This window comes from Sorangium sp. KYC3313, from assembly GCF_052075895.1.
In the GTDB taxonomy this organism is placed as follows: domain Bacteria; phylum Myxococcota_A; class Polyangia; order Polyangiales; family Polyangiaceae; genus Sorangium; species Sorangium cellulosum_B.
The window spans coordinates 898,373-916,445 of sequence record NZ_CP197255.1 but is presented as its reverse complement, the minus strand read 5'-3'; the positions used below and the strand labels follow the sequence as shown (position 1 = coordinate 916,445).

The window sequence follows — 18,073 nt, the reverse complement described above, 5'->3', positions numbered from 1 at the left end:
CTGCACTCCGCGTGGACAGACGGCCGCGCGCGGCTCGCGGCAGGGGAGGATCAGCTGGCGGGCACCGCCGCTTCGGGCGGGCGCGCGTTGCGGAGTGATGGCACCAGGGCGAAGAGCGCGCTGAGCAGGATCATCACCGCGCCGATCGCGTAGAGCGCGCCGGACCCGCCGGCGGCGTCGATGACGAGACCGCCGGCGAGCGAGCCCACGGAGCTCAAGGCGAACAGCAGGAAACGGGCGGTGGCTCCGACGCGGCCGAGCAGCTTGTCGGGGGTGAGCTTCGTCCGGAGCGAGAGGTACAAGGAGAGGACGAAGGAGTTCGATGCGCCGGCGAGAAGCGCGAGCAGGATCATCAACCCGTAGCTGCCGACGAGCGGCATGAGCATGATCGCCACGCCCGTCACGACGTTCCCGGCGAGCATCGCCAGGCCGGCGCGCTGCTTGACGCGGCCAGCCGCGATGCCCCCGAAGATGAAGCCGCCCATGAAGGAGGCGATGAATATGCCGAAGTGCGACGCCGGCTTGTGTCGATCGATCGTGACGTAGAACGTCGATGCCGCGACCATCGGTGCGCGCGCAAAGTTGATGAACGCCCAGAGCACGATGATCGACCGCAGGGCGGGCAGCCGATGGATGAAGCTGATGGCCTCCTTCATCTCCAGGACGACGGACGTCGTTGCGCGCGGCGCCACCGTCCCCTGGCTCCGATGGCGCAACGCGAGCAGCGTCGCCACGGAGATCATGAAGGAGAACGCGTCGAGCGCGAGCGTCGGCCCCGGGCCGACCCAGACCATCAGCAGCCCGGCGAGCGCGGAGCCGACGATGAAGCCCCCCGCGAGCACCGCTTCGCCGTAGGCGATCGCAGCACCCACCTGGTTGATGCCGACCACGCTCGGCACCCACGCCTGGTAAGCGCCGACGAAGAACACCCCGAGCGTGGTGATCGGCACGATCACCGTGTACAGCACGGGCATGAACGGAAGGCTCAGCAGGAGCGTGAGCGGGAGCAGGAGCGTGAGCAGCGCCCGGCCCGCGTCGGCGTAGACCATGATGCGCCAGCGACTCCAGCGGTCGGCCGCGACGCCCGCGAGCAGGCCGAAGAGCAGGTGCGGCATGCTCTCGAGGGTTCCGACGAGGCCTGTCTGGGCGCCTGAACGCGTGATATCGGCGACGATCAGCGGGAGCAGGGTGTAGCTGATGCCGCCGCCGAGCGCTGACAGGCACTGGCCCAGCATAAGAATCCTGTAATCGCGATTGCGCGCTAGAGGCACCTCCTGGAGGGCCTCCGGCGTGCCTGCTGCGCCGCCGCTCGCGTCCGAGTAATCCAGGCTCACGGCGCTCTCAGTCCAGGCATGATCATCCTGACACCCCCGCGCATCCCGTCGTGGTGCAGCGCCGCTCGCCTGGTCCGCTCAACATGACCCCAGCACTCCGAGTCCCCAGCGTTCCCGCGGGCCACCGCGGCGCACATGGCTCACCCGTTGTTCAGTCGGAGGGCATACTAGCGCCCCCGACCAGGGGGTTGGCAAGAGAAAAAATCCCGTCCTTTCCATGTCGCCCGTGTCGCCCGCGTCGCCCGTGTCTCCCATGGGGCCCGTGTGGGTTCGTGTGGGCTCCTTTCGGTCAGCATCTCGGGCCGCTGCTGCGTGACGAGCGTGCCGGCTGCCTCGTCTGGGTCCTGGCGTCCCGCGCATGCCATCGTGACCAACCCGGGGGATCTGTGGTAGGTTGCGCCCCTGGCAACGATTCCGAACCACGCGACGTCAATGACTACATCAAAACCCACATTCCGCTCGATAGACACGACAGCCGTACCCAAGCATTTCGAGCCGGAGATCGTCGAGAAACGCTGGCAATCGTTGTGGGAGGCCCAGGGGACGTATCGATATGACCCGTCCCGTCCGCGGGACGAGACGTTCATCGTCGACACGCCGCCGCCCACCGTCTCGGGTTCGCTCCATGTCGGTCACGTCTTCAGCTACACCCATACCGACCTCATCGTCCGTTATCAACGCATGCGGGGGAAGAACATCTTCTACCCCATGGGGTGGGACGACAACGGGCTCCCGACCGAGCGGCGCGTGCAGAACTATTTCCACGTCCGGGTCGACGTCCGCGTCCCGTACGAGCCGGATCTCAGGCTCGAGCCGGCGAGCGACGAGAAGGCCAAGAAGGAACCGCCGCGCATCGTCTCGCGACCGAACTTCATCGAGCTCTGCCAGAAGGTCACGCAGGAGGACGAGCAGGTCTTCCTGAACCTCTGGCGCCGGCTCGGGCTGTCGGTCGACTGGACGCAGCAGTACGCGACCATCAATCCACATTGCCGTCAGCTCGCGCAGCTGTCGTTCCTGGACCTTTTCAAGAAGGGGCAGGTCTACAGCGTTGTGGCGCCCACGATGTGGGATGTCGATTTCCAGACCGCGGTCGCTCAGGCCGAGGTGGAGGACCGGCCGCGTCCCGGCGCGTTCTTCGACATCGCGTTCGGCGTCGAGGGGTCCGACCGCCAATTCGTCATCTCGACGACGCGGCCCGAGCTGCTCGCCGCCTGCGTCGGCATCACGGCCCACCCGGACGACGAGCGCTATCGCGACCTGTTCGGCAAGCGCGCGATCACGCCGCTCTTCCGGGCCCCGGTCCCGATCTTCCCGAGCAGCCTCGCCGATCCGACGAAGGGGACTGGCATCCTCATGGTCTGCACCTTCGGCGACGCCACCGACGTGCTCTGGTGGCGCGAGCAGAAGCTAGCGCTTCGGCAAATCCTCGGCCGCGCGGGCCGCCTCGTGCCGGTCACGTTCGGGACCGACGGCTGGGAGAGCAACGACCCCGCGGCGGCCAACCGCTTCTACGCGCGCCTGCAAGGTCTCACTCTCAAGCAGGCGCAGGCGGCGGTCGTCGAGATGCTGAAGAGCGACGAGGGCGCGAGCGCTCCCGGCGCCGGCGCGCCGCTGCAGGGCACGCCGCGGCCCGTCGAGCGCTCGGTGAAGTTCTACGAGAAGGGCGACCAGCCGCTCGAGTTCATCTCCACGCGCCAGTGGTTCGTCCGTCTCATGGACAAGAAGGAGCAGCTGCTCGAGAGGGGAAGGCAGATCGCGTGGCACCCGAGCTTCATGCGCACGCGCTACGAGAACTGGACGGAGGGCCTGCTGCTCGACTGGTGCATCAGCCGCCAGCGCTATTTCGGCGTTCAGTTTCCGCTGTGGTACCCCGTCGATGACGAGGGGCGGATCGATCACGATCACCCGATCCTCGCCGAGGCGTCTCAGCTGCCAATCGACCCGACCACCGACATTCCGCCAGGATACGACGCCTCTCAGCGCGACAAGCCGGGGGGCTTCACCGCCGAGACCGACGTCTACGACACCTGGTTCACGAGCTCGATGTCGCCGATGATCAACTCCGGCTGGACGCTCGATCCGGAGCGGCACAAGCAGCTCTTCCCTGCCGATATCCGCCCTCAGAGCCACGAGATCATCCGGACCTGGGCGTTTTACACGATCGCGAAGGCGATGCTGCACGAGGACGCGACCCCGTGGAAACACGTCGTCATCTCGGGCTGGGTCCTCGATCCCGATCGCAAGAAGATGTCGAAGAGCCGGGGAAACGTGCTCACCCCCGGCCACCTGCTCGACAACTACACCTCCGACGGCGTGAGGTACTGGTCGGCGAGCGCCCGGCTCGGTATCGACACGGCGTTCGACGAGAAGGTCCTCAAGGTCGGCAAGCGGCTGGTCACGAAGATCTTCAACGCCGGCAAGTTCGTGCTCTCCCAGACCGCGGAGGTGGCGCCGATCAGCGTCGAGCTCGATCGCGCCTTCCTCCACAAGCTCGCGCACCTGACCGCGCGGGCGACGGAGGCGTTCGACGAGTTCGACTACGCGCGCGCCCTCATGGAGGTCGAGGGGTTCTTCTGGGCCAAGTTCACCGATACCTTCATCGAGCTCGCCAAGGGGCGCGCCCGAGGCGACGACGGGGTCAGCCCGGAGGCGCGCGGCTCGGCCGTCGCGGCGCTGCGTCGCGCGCTGAACGTGCTGCTCCGGCTGTTCGCGCCGGCGCTGCCGTACGTGACCGAGGAGGTCTGGAGCTGGGTCTTCGCGGAGGAGACCGGTCACCGCAGCATCCACCGCGCGCCGTGGCCGGGCGTCGAGGATTTCCAGGACGTCGCGCCCCCGGCAGACGCCGACGGCTTCGAGACGGCGATCGCCTGCGTCTCGGCCATCAACAAGCGCAAGAGCGAGATGGGAGCCTCCGTCGGCCGGGTCATCACCCACATCAAGCTCGCCGGGAACCCCGCCACCCTCGCTCGGCTCGGCCTCGCCGTGAGCGACGTGATGCGCGCCGTGCGATGCAAGCACCACGAGCTTGCAGAGGACGCGGCGCTCGCCGACGACGTCTTCGCGGTCGTCATGGTCGAGCTCGAGCCTGCCGTCGGCGACCCCGAGCCGACCTCGTGACGTCGTGACCACGTGACCACGTGACCACGTGACCACGTGACCACGTGACCACGTGACCACGTGACCACGTGACCACGTGACCACGTAACCACGTAAACGACGCGACCGCGCATCCGCGAGGGCGCGCGGTCGATTCCCACCCCCACACAGCCCCAGTCTGCTGCGCCGCACTCGCGTGGCCCTGCCCATGCCAGCCGCACGGTTATTGTGCAATGGCATTGGAATTGTCGGGCGCTGCGCGATGCTGCGCGATGCCGCGGCTGCGCGATGCCGCTTGACACCCCTGAGTGGGGCGGGATACAATGCCTTAATTACTATTTTGGCGATCTCTTGAAATTACTGCGAGAGTTCTCGTTTCGAGAATGTATCCGATTGAGGTAATTCCTATCGAGCCACCTGTGGGCATCAGCCCACTAGAGCGCCAGGGATAGTGAGCGTCCCTAGCCGGACGCACATGCGAAGCCTGGCAGTGGGCCGGCTCGAAGGGCACTGTGAGCGGCCAGCACGTCACGAAGGCTTGATACGCACGATGAAAATTCTCCTGATCAGCGGCGTGGTGCTCCTGGCGTTCTCACTGCTCCTCGCCTGGCTCTTGGTCGCGGTCAAGCACCTCCGTGTCGGCTCGCTCCAGAAGGTCTTCAAGGACCCTCCGAACCTCCTGCGCGCTCACATCGATTATCTCTTCATGTCCCTCTTCTTGATGGTGTTCTACGCCATTCGCGTCGAGGTGCCTCTGCCGCTATGCGCGCTCGCCATCGCCGGCGCGGTCATGAACCCGATGCTGTTCCTGATCATGTCGATCCATCCGACGGTGAACAGGTCACCCTTCTCCTTGATGGGGCTGGTCTCGACCCTGAGCTTCATCACCACGACCGGAGGCTTTGTCTCGATCGGGATCTTCATCGCCATGGAAGCCAGCTAGACACACGACGCGGGCACGCTCGTGCTCCTCACCCCTCTGAGAATAACAGTGTTACGAGTCATTCCGAGGGGCGGGCACGATGCTTCATTGAAATTGTCGGCCATTCAGGGGAGCCGTAAATGAAATGAACGTCAACGACGCCTACACGACGTATTGCCGCCCTCGCCTCGGCGCTGTGCTGCAGGCGATCCGCCTCGACAAATCATACCACCGCGCGGAGGGGAACCACCTCTATTACTACGACGCGACTGGTGCGGAGACTGAGGTGACTGACTTCCTGGGAGGCTATGGAGCTTCTCTGTTCGGTCACAACCACCCCGAGCTCGTGGAAGTAGCGATCTCGAGCTACCGCGACCGGCTTCCGTTCAATGCGCAGGCGAGCTGTCGGACCGAGACGGCCCGGCTCGGCAGGAAGCTGAACGAGATGCTCCAGACGTCCCTCGGGAAGGACTACGTGGTCCACGTGGTGAACACCGGCTCGGAGGCGACCGAGGCCGCCCTGAAGCACGCGGCGCTCTACCACCACAGGCGCCTCGAAACGCTGGAGAAGCAGCTTCGCAAGAAGATCACCGACATCCGCGAGGCCATCCACGACGGCACCATCACGGTACCGCCGGCCTTCTACGCAGCCGCGCGCGCGCGGCTGAACGTCAGGGCCGGCGATGATATCGAGCACATCTTCGCCGTCATCCTGCAGACGATCCGGAGCAACTTCAGCCGTCCGGCGGCCTACGTGGCGTTCAGGCAAGCGTTCCACGGGCTGACCACTGGCGCAGTCCAGCTCACCGAATCCCTGGAGTACCGCGAGCCGTTCGCCCGCATCGCGCAGCGGGTCATCTTCGTTGAAACCGAGAACGTGGAGCAGCTCCAGAGGACCCTCGAAGAGGAGGCGCTGAACTACTTCTGGCTCGAGAAGGACGGCGATAACAACCTGGTGCTCGTCACGAAGCGCTACGCGGGCATCTCGGCCATGTTCCTCGAGCCCGTCCAGGGAGAGGGCGGCATCCGCGTGATCCCGTCGTCCTTCCTCGCGCACTGCCGGCGTCTGGCGGACGAGCACCAGATCCCGCTCGTGTTCGACGAGATCCAGTGCGGCATGGGCCGCACCGGGACCTTCCTCTGCTCCGAGCAGAGCGGCGTCGCCGCGGACTACTACTTGATCGGCAAGAGCCTGGGCGGCGGTCTGGCCAAGATATCCGCCCTCCTCATCCGGAGGGACTGCTACGACCCGGACTTCAGCGTCATCCATGCATCGACGTTCGCCGAGGACGATCACAGCTCCCGCATCGCGATCGCGGCGCTCGAGCTCCTGGAGAGCGACGGTCGGCTCATGGCCAACTGCCGCGAGCGCGGTGCGCAGCTGCTCGAGGGCCTCGAGCGGGTCCGCGAGAAGTACCCCACCATCATCAAGGAGGTCCGCGGGCTCGGCTTGATGATCGGGATAGAGCTCGCCGGGCAGAGCGACAGCGGCTCCGCCGCGCTGAACACCTTTTCGGCGCAGCAGCTGCTCAACTACCTCGCGGCGGGCTACCTGCTCCACGAGCACCGGATCCGGGTCGCCCTGTGCCTCTCGAACCCCGACGTGATCCGCCTCGAGCCGTCGGCGCTCATCGGCGCCGACGACTGCGCGCGGCTCATCGCGAGCATCGAGCGGCTCTGCGAGGTGCTCTACAAGCAGAACGTCTACGAGCTGACGCGGTTCGTGATCGGCCTGGAGGAGCCCTGGAGCACCAAGGAGATCGCCAACTTCCGCAAGATCCTCCCTGAGTACCGCAAGCCCAAGTACGCGCAGAACGTGGCGTTCCTCGGGCACTTCGTCGAAGCGCGCGACATGCAGCTCTGGGATGAGGGCTATTCGCTCTTCACCGACGAGCAGATCGCGGAGTACCTGACGAAGCTCCACCGGTACATCAGGCCCCAGGTCGTCGACCAGATCACCGTGATGTCGAAGACGGGCCAGTGCGTCAGCATGAGCTTCATCGGCCTGGCGATCCAGTCGACCGAGATCGAGAAATACCTCATCAACCGCGACAAGACGTTCCTCGACGAGAGCGTCGAGGCGGCGGTGCGGCTGGCCGAAGAGAACTGCGCGAAGGTGCTCGGCTTCGGCGGTTACAGCTCCATCATCACGAACAACTGCTGTGACGTCGCCAGCGACCAGATGGCCCTCACGACGGGCAACGCCCTCACGGTCGCGATGGGCCTCGAGGCGCTCCACCGGAGCTGCGCGGAGGAGGGCGTCGCGCTGCAGAAGGCGTGCTTCGCCGCCATCGGGGCCGGCGGCAACATCTCCAGCATCTACACCCGCATCGTCGCCGAGCAGGCGCCCCGCATCATCCTGATCGGCAGGTCCGGGCGGGAGCGGGCGCTCGCGAATGTCGCTTCGGAGATCTACTTCGACGCGTTCAAGGAGCTGCTCGCGTGCCACTCCCTGCTGCCACCCGGCTGGGGGCCCGTGACTGCCACGATGGAAGCGAAGGAGCTCCGGGGCGTAGCCCAAGAGATCGCAGATACACGCGCGGTCAAGAACATGCTCCAGGAGTTCCGGCAGCACGACCGGATCGGGGTTCGACTCCTGGAGAGCCTCAGCGCCGAGATGAAGGACAAGGCCCCTATCGTGATGACCTCCGATTACGCCATGCTCCGGCAGGCGAACGTCATCATGGGGGCGACGAGCTCGGCGAAGCCTGTGATCTTCCCCGAGCACCTCGGCAAGGGCCCGATCGTCATCTGCGATATCGCCATTCCTCACGACGTGGACGACTCGGTGGTCCGGGAGCGTCCGGACGTGACCGTGATCCAGGGCGGGATCGTCAAGCTGCCTTTGAACCCGGACTTCAAGGTGCGGGGAATCCCTCTCCCGCCCGGGAGGTCGTTCGCGTGCATGGCCGAGACGATCATCCTGGGGCTCAGCGGTATCAAGAAGAGCCCAAGCCGCGGTCACATCAGCAAGGTCCAAGTCAAGAAGCTGGCCAAGCTCGCTCATATTCACGGCTTCGAGTTGGCGGACGCGAAGGTGAAGCGGAGCTACTAGCGCACGGGTTGAAACAGTCGCAGAGAGGCGTGATTCACTATGGATACGGCGCAGGATCTGGCAGGTTGTTTGCGGAAGTTTCGCAATGACGTGAACGAGAACAAAAGGCTCGCCTCGCTCCTCAAGGGCTGGAGCCCCACGCTCGTCCTGGAGGCGACCGACTCCCTCCAGGAGTTCAGCATCCGCGTGGACTCGGGCAAGCTGCAGGAGCTCGAGTCGGGGGCGAAGGAGTCCGAACACACCGTGCGCTTGCGCGCCACGCACCAGCTCCTCATCGACATCTTCTCGGGGACCAAGAACCCGTCGCGCGTGTTCCTCGACGGCGATCTGGAGGTGTTCGGCAGCGATCGGGATCGGGTCAAGCTGGACGCTATCAGCCTCGTGTTGTGGGGGATCTGAGTGAAGCAGTGGCGCGAGCTCGGCGGGTACATCGCCATCAGCACCGGGATGGCGCTCGCCGCGAGCAACTTTGCCATCTACTCGGCCCTGTACCAGTCGATCGATCGCGCCTGGATTCTGCCTGCGATCGTTGTCGCCGGCCTGGTGTGCATGGCCGTGTCCTTCTCGATCGCAGAGCTGGCGAGCATGTTCCCGTCCGCGCCAGGGCTTGGCACCTACCTGAAGGCGGCCTTTGGCCGCTCCGCCTCGCGGATCATGGTGCTCCTCTACCTGACCCAGGTCGTGATCCTGGCCAGCGTCGAGAGCTACGCGATCTCGATCCTCATGGTGGCGCTGTTCCCCGGCTTCTCCTCGACGCTGGCCACCGTGGGGCTGCTCGTCCTGATCGTGCTCCTGAACCTGCTGGGGGTCGAGCCGCCCCAGCGCACACAGTGGTCGGCCACGCTCGTCCTGGTGCTGGGGATCCTCGGTCTCGCCGTCTGGTCGCTGGCCTCGGGCGGAGCCGCTCAGGAGGCGATGGCCACCTCCCCGCTTCCCGGATCGTTGCTGACCGATTTTCCTGGCACGGTCGGCCTCGCGCTGTTCCTCTATCTGGGGTTCGAATGGGTGACGCCCCTCGGGCGCTCCCCCAAGGCCTACGAGCGTCTGGTCCCGCTATCGATGCCGCTCGCGCTCGCGATCCTCATCGTGCTCTACACGGTCTTCGCGGCGGCGCTGGAGGCGCACATCGGGCAGAAGGAGCTCGCGTCCACGCCGATCCCGCACTACGTGCTCGCGACGCGCGTCTCCGATCGCGCCGGGGGAATCGTGGCCGCATCGATCTCCTTCCTAGCGACGACCACCTCGTTCAACGCGGGCATCATGGGGGCGTCCCGGCTGGTGTACAGCCTCGCCCGGGAGCGGAGCGTGCCGGCGTGGTGCGCCACGACGTCGCTCTCCACCGGCGCGCCGATCGGCGCCATCCTCGTGCTGGGGGCCATCTCGATCCCCGCCGCGCTGACGGTCCAGCACTTCCAAGCCTATGGTTCGGCCGCTGCGGTGGGGGCTGCGATCCAGTGCTTCACGTACGGCGCCCTGATCTTCGCGGCCCTCCGGCTGCGCAAGACCCGTGACAAGGCGAAGATCCCCTACCGCAACCGGGTGCCCGCCGCGGTGCAGGTTTGCCTGGGCGTCATGCTGCCGCTCCTCGGCGTCGCCGCGCTGGTCGCCCAGCCAGACGTGAGGCTACTGTCCGTCTCGTCTTTCGTGCTACTGATCGTGGGCACGGGGTTGCTCTCATGGTGGTCCCTCGCCCACCAGAGGAGGCTCGATTCGCCCGAGCAATTGGCCAAACGCCAGGCGGGGTACTGACCTGTAGGTGTCTATGAACGGCTTTAAAGATGCGAGCCCTTCACGTCTGGACCGTACAATTCCGTCGTTGTCGAATCAGGATTGGGACGACGGTCGATTTTCAATCCAGCACTGGATGGAGCATACGGCCTGGAGGCGCCTGAAAGACAGCACCTTCGGCGTCAAGAACGGCACCCCTGAGCCCCACCCGGCGCTCTGGGACGATCCGCTGTTGATGCACATTTACAAGATGGACATCGCGACCTTCCTGACGGCGGAGCGCGTCTCCATGTGCGGGGTGGCCGGGCTCATGCGGTGCGCGCCCAACGAGAACTGTCAGGTCTACATCGCCACGCAGACGCTCGACGAGGCCCGCCATTTCGAGGTCTTCTGCCGCCGCCTCGCCGACGTCGGCGTGACGCCGCCGCAGCGGGAGAAGCTGATGGCGCACGTCACGACCAAGGCGATGAAGACGTTCTACGATCTCATCCTCGAGCAGGTGGACAAGGGGGACTTCGTGGCGGGCAGCCTCGCGCTGAACTCCATCCTGGAGGGCATGGCGTACCCTGTGTACCGCTATGAGATGAAGTATTGGTCGCGCTTCGACGTCGGCCTCAGCCAGCTCATCAAAGATGCCTTCGCCGACGAGGTCCAGCACGTGGGCTTCGGCACCACGACCCTGGGGCACATGATCAAGGACGATGTGGCGGTGCGGAACCAGGTCCAGAAGCTGGCGCCCGAGTTCCACAGGCTGATGATGGACGTGTTCGAGAGCATCATCCGCCATTACATAGGTCTCTACCAGGAGGCCGCGAACAACCACATGGATGAGATCGGCGATCTCGAGATCTTCCCTGGCAGGAAGATGGCGGACACGAGCGAAGAGGAGCAGGTTCGCATCGTGATGCACGAGGTCGAGCAGGAGTACAGCTCGCGGATGGCGTCCGTCGGCGTGGAGCTCGCCTGACCGGAGCGATGTGCGCCCTCCACGGGAGAGGTTTGCGTCCGCACCGGAGGGACCGCCAGGGCCGGAGCGCACCACGTGAAGGGGCACGACACGAGGTGCGCGGAGTCCGCGCACGCGGCGCCATCGATCGGTTGGCGGTGGCGCCGGTGACGCCTTGACCTGTGCAGCCCGCGCGCTCGGCGCGAGGCAGCTTTGACCAAGGAAAAGCAAGGTGACGAGCATCTATCTCGGTTCCATCGCACACGTGCTCGGGGAGTCGCGCAGCATCAGCGATCTCGACGAGTTGAAGGACGACGAGGATGGGCTGGGCACGCTCCAGGCCGTTGGCCTGGAGACCTACGCTGTCTCGTCCCGTTCGCCTGCAGAGCTGGCGCGCGAAAGCCTGGCCAGGACGATCGAAAAATCGGGGCTCGATCCGAAGGACATCGGCGCCGTCCTCTACGCCTCATCGAGCTTCTGGAGCCAGGAGTTCTACACGAGGCACATCGGTGAGCTCTGCTGCTCGCTCGGCCTCGAGCACGCAGTCACGCTCGGGACGACGCTGGGCGAGTGCGGCAACTTCGCCAGCGCGCTGAGGAGCGCATACGGCTTGATCCGGAGCGGAGATTGCCGGACCGTGCTCCTCGTGACCACCGATCGGGCCGCGGGCAAGCGGCTCGTCGACCCGCTCGTGTCCGTGCTCAGCGATGGCGCCGCGAGCTGCATCGTCAGCTCCGAACGGCAGGGCGAGCTCGAGATCCTCGGGGTCCGACAGGGCGCGAACCAGAAGCTCTGGATGGTCGACAACGCCAAAGAGTCCGTCAAGCGCCTCAAGTACACCGCCGACGGGGTGAAGCTCACCATCACGCAGTTGCTCGCGGACACCGGCTTGAACGCCCACCAGATCAAGGCGTTCATCACCAACAATTACAGCTACTCGGTTCTGCGCGTCTTCTCCGCGCAGGCGGGCGTCCGCCCGGGAGCGCTTTACCTGAAGAACGTCGGCAGGGTGGCGCACGCCTTCTCCGCGGACAACCTCATTGGTTTGCAGGACGCCTTGGAGCAAGGCGACCTGAAATCCGGCGAGTTCGCACTGACGCTGAGCACGGGGCAGGCTTCGTGGGGGGCTTCGATCCTCAAGGTGGCATGAACGATGGCAGCGTCCGGGCCTCGGCGCGCCGGCTCGCAAACCGCCGACCCCGAGATCGCGCCGTCGTCGCGCGACTGTAGCAATGCAATGTACGTGTACGGCGCCGACACCAGCAACAAGACCCTGACCAGACACCGGCAGGACATCGGCCAGACACAAGCCAATTGCTCGTAAGATACCAGACATTGCTCAGGGATCGCTATGACGCCGGAGGGCGAACGGAGCGCGAACGGAGCGCGAACCGAGGGCTAACCCAAGGCGAACCAAGCGCGAACCAAGCGCGAACGGAGCGCGAACCAAGGGCGAAAATGGAGCCAGAAGCCGCTTGACATCGCCATAGCGTCGGGCAAGATCACGCTGGACGCACCAGTGTCGTGCGTTGGCCATCGACAGGGGATGTTTGATGAAGCTGCGCACCTTTACTTCCGACACCGCTACGCAGACTCCCAGGGCTACCAGCGCCAGGCTGTTGGTGATCGCCAATGCATGTCAGACGGTCGATGAGACGCTCGCTCACTACCGCATGAATGCAACCGATCCGGAGGTCCTGGATCGGAACAACGAACATTATCTGAGTCACTACCGCGAGATGATTCCGACCCTGGGAGAGGGGCGGCTCGAGATCGTCGACGCGGTGAACCACGTCCGACGGAGCATGGGCTCACGCGCGGTCATCAACGAGCATAACTCCTCCGCACTGAACGGCGTCTACATCTACAATTTTCTCTGCCGTTCCGGCTACGACGGGCGCGTCGAGCTCGTCGACAACATGGATCTCGAGCCGGAGCGTGCGCGGCAGCTGGTGGAGGCGGTCGATATCGTCGTCTTCTCCACGACCTTCATCACGAGCGCGGACACCATTGTCCGCGTCGTGCGCGTCCTGAAGTCCTGGAACCCCCGCGTCAAGGTCGTCGTGGGCGGCGCCAAGCTGACCCAGTTCGCGCACGACTCGGAGATCCACGAGTCGGCGAAGGTCGCGGACGCGCTCGTCCTCTCGCCAAACGGCGAGACGACGCTGCTCCATGTGATTGAGCGCCTCCACGAAGGAAGGCCGATCTCGGACCTCCCGAACATCGCCTACTACGACGGCCAGTTTGTCCGCTCGCCGGTCAGCAGCCATGACGGCGTCGACATCAACACGAACCACGTCCAGTGGTCGGCCCTCCCTTCGTACATCCTGCGCAGCTCGGTCAACATGCGCACCGGTCGGGGGTGTCCGTTCAAGTGCAAATTCTGCACGTTTCCGAGCTACAATGATCAGAACGTCGATCTGATGACGACGGAGACGATCCTCGAGGAGCTGCGCGACATCAGCAAGATGCCGCAGATCAAATCGGTTCGCTTCGTCGACGACACGCTCTTCCTGAGCCGGCGGCAGCTCATCGATGTCTGCAAGGGCATGATCAACATGGGCTTCTCGCTGCCCTGGACGGCGTACCTGCGCGCCTCCACGCTGACGGAGGAGTGCGTGCGCTACCTGAAGGATGCCGGCTGCAAGCTGGTCCTGGTGGGCATCGAGTCGGCGGACCAGCAGGTCCTCGACAACATGCTGAAGGGGACCCGCGAGGAGCACAACTGGATGGCCGCCGAGAACCTCCAGCGGTTCGGGGTCCTGGGCTTCGCGTTCGTTCTCCTCGGCTTCCCCGGCGAGACGGAGAAGTCGGTCGGCAAGACGATCAAGTTCCTGAACGAGGGCGGCTTCCACGCCTACGTTCACTCTCCGCTCTTCGTGTTCCCGAACTCGCCCGTCGCGCGCGAGGCGGCTGCGTTCGGGCTCCGGGGCGGCTTCAACGACTGGTCCCACGATACGATGACCTGCCGCGAGGCGATCGATCAATGCCGGCGCGTGTTCCAGGAGGTCACGAATTCGGCGTACATCGATCGAGGCTCATCGATCACGAAGATCCTCCTCGACCACGGCTATTCCGTGGACGAGGTGCGGCAGCTCGGGATCCTGCACAACAGCCTGGCCCGTGAGGAGATGAACGGCGGCCAGAAGCCCGAGACGTTGAAGGAGTTCACGAGGATGGCGTTCCGCGCGGAGGGCGAGGTTTCCGTCACTGGGAAGTTCACCTCCCCGTACAGCCGCACCGGGGGCGCACTCCAGATCAACTCCTCCGCTCGGTACTGATAGTTGGAGCCGGCGTTGCTGAGCTGGGCCGTCACAGAGCCATCGCTGCGACACCCCGCTTCGCCACGGCGCGCTCGATTCACCGGCTCTGGTTCAACCTCGTCTTTCGAGCTGCCGTCTCGCCAATGTGCCCATCGTCCGTCATGGGAAAGAGCCCTTCACAAATGGCAGATCGTCGTCGTATCCTGGTGATTCCGGGAGATGGGATCGGACGGGAGGTCGTGCCGCTCGCTGCGGAGCTCTTGAAGCGGGAGCCCCGGGTGGAGGTCCAGCTGGAGCACGCCGGCTACGAGCTCTGGCGCCAGACGGGCGACGCCATCCCGGAGCGGGTGGTCGCAGCGGCGCTTTCGGCCGACGGGGTGCTGTTTGGCTGTACCGGGACCCCTTCGCCGCCTCCCCCCGGCTACGAGAGCCCGATCCTCGTCCTCAGGCATCGGCTCGGGCTCATGGTCAACATCCGCTACTGTCGCTCGGTCGGCGGTCGGCCGCTCGACGTGGTGATGCTGCGCGATTGCTCCGAGGGGCTCTACGTGGAGCGCGAGCGGCACGTGGAAGATGGGGTGATCGCGGACTACCAGGTCACGCGGGGCGCGACGGTGCGGCTGGCACGCGCCGCAGCGGAGATGGCGCGCAGGCGACGGGGCGACGTGACGATCGTGCACAAGGCGAACGTCCTCAGGCACGCCGACGGGCTTTTTCGTCAACTCTCGATCGAGACCGTGGAGGCGGCGGGGGTGAAGTGGAACGAAGCCCTCTCCGACGCCGCAGGCTACCACCTCGTCCTCGATCCCGGACGGTACGACGTCATGATGATGACGAGCCACGTCGGCGATATCCTTTCTGACGTGGGCGCGGCCGTCGTCGGCAGCCTCGGGCTGGTCCCCTCGCTCTCCCTTGGCAAAGGGGTGCCGCTCGCCGAGCCGATTCACGGCTCGGCACCCGATCTGGTAGGACGCGGGCTCGCGGATCCGGTCGCGACGATCCTGTCGATGGGGCTTCTGCTCGATCACCTCGGGATCCGCGACTTCGCAGCCCAGTTGAACGAGGCGGTGAACGGCCACCTGGTGAGCCGCAAGGCGGGCTCGCCCCTTCGCACGGCGGAGATCATGGACGACATCATCCGCCGCCTCGGTCAGGTGGACCCGGCGAAAGTGGCAGGCTCGGCTTGAGCGACACTTCAATCCATCCGGCCGATGATGGACGGTAACGCTTTGCGCTCCAGCGAGCGCCGGGGGCGCCCCCTTCGCGCTGTCCTCGGGCTCGCCGCCCTGGGGCACGACCCGGCGGTATGCCTGTTCCTGGACGGCGTCCTCGTCGCCGCCGTGGAAGAGGAGCGGTTGAATCGCCAGCGGCGCACCGAGGCCTTCCCGCATCGCGCTATCGCGTTCGTACTCGCCAAGGGGGGCATCACGTTTCGTGACCTGGACGCGATCGCCTATTACTGGGACGACCGCGGCATGCTCCCCGCCGTCGTCGGCCGCACGCTCGCGCACCTCCCTGAGCACCCTGGCGGGATGCTGCGCCTGCTCGGCGACCGGCTCGGCAGCTACTGGGGCCCGACCGTGCTCCGCGAGCGGCTGGCGGCGCACTGCGACGGCGACTTCAAGGCCCTGCCGCCCATCCACTGTATCGCCCACCACGAAGCGCACCTCGCCGCAGCGTGGCTCAGCGCGCCGTTCGAGCCGGATGCCGCGCTCATCCTCGATGGGCGCGGCGAGTACGCGGCCACGTCGGTCTATCGGATCAACCCGGCATCGGGCGGCCGGGGCAGCGCTTCCCTCCTCGAAGACTATGCGTTTCCGAACTCGCTGGGCGTCTTCTTTGGAGCTCTGACGCAGCACCTTGGCTACCGAGCGTTGTCGGACGAGTACAAGGTCATGGGCCTCGCCTCGTACGGAGCGCCGGATGCGGCCATGCAGCAGCGGATGGCGCAGTTCCTCGCTCTGTACCCGGACGGCCGCTACCGCTTGAGCCTCCGTTACCTCCACCCGGAGCGGTGCTCGGGCTCGCCGCTTTCGTGGCTCAACGCCGCAGGCAAGGCGCTCTTTCCAGGTCGCTTCCAGGATGAGAACGGCTTGACCGACGAGGCGCGGGCGCTCGCCTATGCCACCCAGGAGCGGCTCGAAGTGGCCATGACGGGGCTCGTGCGCCGGCTCGTGCAGCGCACGGGCGCGCGCCGCCTCGTCCTCGCCGGAGGGGTGACGATGAACGCATGCGCCATCGGTCGGCTCCGGGCCTCGGGGCTCGTCGAGCAGGTCTACGTGCCCCTTGCGCCGGCCGACTCGGGAGCCTGCATCGGGGCCGCGCTCGCGCTGCTCCGCCGGGACGGGGCCGCGCAGCTCTCCAGGGAGGGCCTGGACAACCCCTACCAAGGGCCCTCCTACAGCGAACATCAGATCGAGCAGGTCCTTCAGCACGCCCGCTGGAGCTACCGCCGCGCGGAGGATCCCGCCGTCGAAGCGGCGCGCGAGCTTGCCGCAGGTCGGATCATCGGCTGGTTCGACGGCCGGATGGAGTTCGGCGAGCGCGCGCTCGGCGCCCGCAGCATCCTCGGCGATCCGCGCGACGCGGCGACGCGGGATCGGATCAACGCGCTCGTCAAGCGCCGCGAGAGCTATCGTCCCTTTGCCCCCTCGATCCTCGAGGAGGACGCGCCGGAGTACTTCGAGATCACCCGCAGCCGCCGGATGAGCGAGATCGTTCGTGTCAAAGACGTGGCGCGGGAGCGCGCGCCGGCGGTCGTGCACGTGGACGGCACGGCGCGGCCGCAGACCGTGCCGCGCGACGTGCCGGTCGCTTCGTTTCGCCGCCTCATCGAGGCGTTCAAGGAGCTCACCGGCGTTCCCTTGGTCGTGAACACCTCATTCAACGTCAGGGATGAGCCAATCGTGTGCAGTCCGGAGGACGCGCTCCGGTGCTATGCGGCCTCGGGGCTTGAGCGCCTCTACATCGGTCCCTACGTCGTCAGCAAAGGGGTGGAGACGTGAGCCATGTTGCGGGTGACGCGCCCGTGAGACGGACATTGAAGTACACGCGCGTTGTGGGGCTCGTTCTCGTCAGGGCGCTTCCTCCTGCCCTGGCGGTGACGGCGATCCCTGGCCTGAGACGCGCCGATCTGGTGCTCGCGTTGCTGGGGCTCGCCGCGTGGATGGTCGGCGAGGCGCTCGCCGAAGACGAGGATTCCAACCGCCAGGCGGTGACCAGCTCGGAAGACGCAGGCACCCGCCGGCTCGTCCTCGGAGCCCACCTGCTCGCGTGGTGGATGCCGCTCGCGGAGGTCGCGATCCGCGAGACGCCGGCGTCCGTGGCGCGGACGGCGGTGGGGCTCGGCTGCATCGTCGCGGGCGGCGCGCTCCGGATCGTGGCGGTGAAGACGCTTGGCCGCTTCTTCACGGCCCACGTCTCGATAGCGCAGGATCACGCGGTCTGCGATCGGGGGCCGTATCGATTCATTCGCCACCCGTCGTACGTCGGGCTCTTGTTTCTGAATGCCGGCCCGTCCATCGCGGCGGGCACGTGGTTCGCTCTCGCGGCCACGGTTGCGGCGACCCTCGTCGCGAACTTCTATCGGGTCCGGGTCGAGGAGACTGCCCTCGTCAGCAAGCTTGGCGAAGCCTATCGTGCGTACCAGGCCCGCACGCCGCGCTGGATGCCGTTCGGGAGGACGGGTCGGTAGGTCGGAGCGGCCGGCCGAGGCGGCCTTGTTTTCCG

Annotated in this window: 12 protein-coding genes; 11 read left to right on the top strand and 1 reads right to left on the bottom strand. The window is 66.0% G+C overall.

All coding sequences use genetic code 11. The features are described 5' to 3' along the window. Positions 1-50: 50 nt before the first annotated feature. The gene (locus tag ACSRUE_RS03585; protein WP_441289783.1) at positions 51-1,334 is read right to left on the bottom strand and encodes an MFS transporter; all 1,284 of its coding nucleotides are present in this window, start codon (positions 1,332-1,334) and stop codon (positions 51-53) included. A 525-nt stretch (positions 1,335-1,859) separates the two neighbouring features. On the opposite strand from ACSRUE_RS03585, the gene valS reads away from it, so the two are divergent. The 11 genes from valS to ACSRUE_RS03530 all read left to right on the top strand — a co-directional run bounded on the left by valS (position 1,860) and on the right by ACSRUE_RS03530 (position 18,038). Beyond that, positions 1,860-4,451, top strand: a complete 2,592-nt coding sequence (valS, locus tag ACSRUE_RS03580; RefSeq protein ID WP_441289782.1) for a valine--tRNA ligase — start codon at positions 1,860-1,862, stop codon at positions 4,449-4,451. Positions 4,452-4,905: 454 nt separating this feature from the next. Next, positions 4,906-5,373, top strand: coding sequence for a hypothetical protein (locus ACSRUE_RS03575; protein WP_441289781.1), 468 nt, complete (start codon positions 4,906-4,908; stop codon positions 5,371-5,373). Positions 5,374-5,497: 124 nt separating this feature from the next. Then, positions 5,498-8,407, top strand: coding sequence for an aminotransferase class III-fold pyridoxal phosphate-dependent enzyme (locus ACSRUE_RS03570; RefSeq protein WP_441289780.1), 2,910 nt, complete (start codon positions 5,498-5,500; stop codon positions 8,405-8,407). A 90-nt stretch (positions 8,408-8,497) separates the two neighbouring features. Then, a complete protein-coding gene (locus tag ACSRUE_RS03565) occupies positions 8,498-8,806 on the top strand; it encodes an SCP2 sterol-binding domain-containing protein (protein WP_437762660.1) in 309 nt (102 codons plus the stop codon). A gap of 48 nt (positions 8,807-8,854) precedes the next feature. Then, a complete protein-coding gene (locus tag ACSRUE_RS03560; RefSeq protein WP_441289779.1) occupies positions 8,855-10,156 on the top strand; it encodes an APC family permease in 1,302 nt (433 codons plus the stop codon). Between the two features lie 67 nt (positions 10,157-10,223). Continuing rightward, positions 10,224-11,102 (top strand): ferritin-like domain-containing protein, encoded by an 879-nt coding sequence (locus ACSRUE_RS03555; protein WP_441289778.1) that lies wholly within the window; start codon positions 10,224-10,226, stop codon positions 11,100-11,102. A 211-nt stretch (positions 11,103-11,313) separates the two neighbouring features. Then, entirely contained in the window at positions 11,314-12,231 is a 918-nt protein-coding gene (locus ACSRUE_RS03550) for a 3-oxoacyl-[acyl-carrier-protein] synthase III C-terminal domain-containing protein (RefSeq protein ID WP_437762657.1), read from the top strand. 523 nt (positions 12,232-12,754) lie between these two features. Then, positions 12,755-14,362, top strand: a complete 1,608-nt coding sequence (locus ACSRUE_RS03545) for a B12-binding domain-containing radical SAM protein (protein WP_441289777.1) — start codon at positions 12,755-12,757, stop codon at positions 14,360-14,362. 164 nt (positions 14,363-14,526) lie between these two features. Next, complete coding sequence (locus ACSRUE_RS03540; RefSeq protein ID WP_437762655.1) at positions 14,527-15,531, top strand: isocitrate/isopropylmalate family dehydrogenase; 1,005 nt, start codon at positions 14,527-14,529, stop codon at positions 15,529-15,531. Between the two features lie 24 nt (positions 15,532-15,555). Next, a complete protein-coding gene (locus ACSRUE_RS03535) occupies positions 15,556-17,349 on the top strand; it encodes a carbamoyltransferase family protein (protein WP_441289776.1) in 1,794 nt (597 codons plus the stop codon). A gap of 161 nt (positions 17,350-17,510) precedes the next feature. After that, positions 17,511-18,038, top strand: coding sequence for a methyltransferase family protein (locus tag ACSRUE_RS03530; RefSeq protein WP_441289775.1), 528 nt, complete (start codon positions 17,511-17,513; stop codon positions 18,036-18,038). The last annotated feature ends 35 nt before the right edge of the window (positions 18,039-18,073 follow it).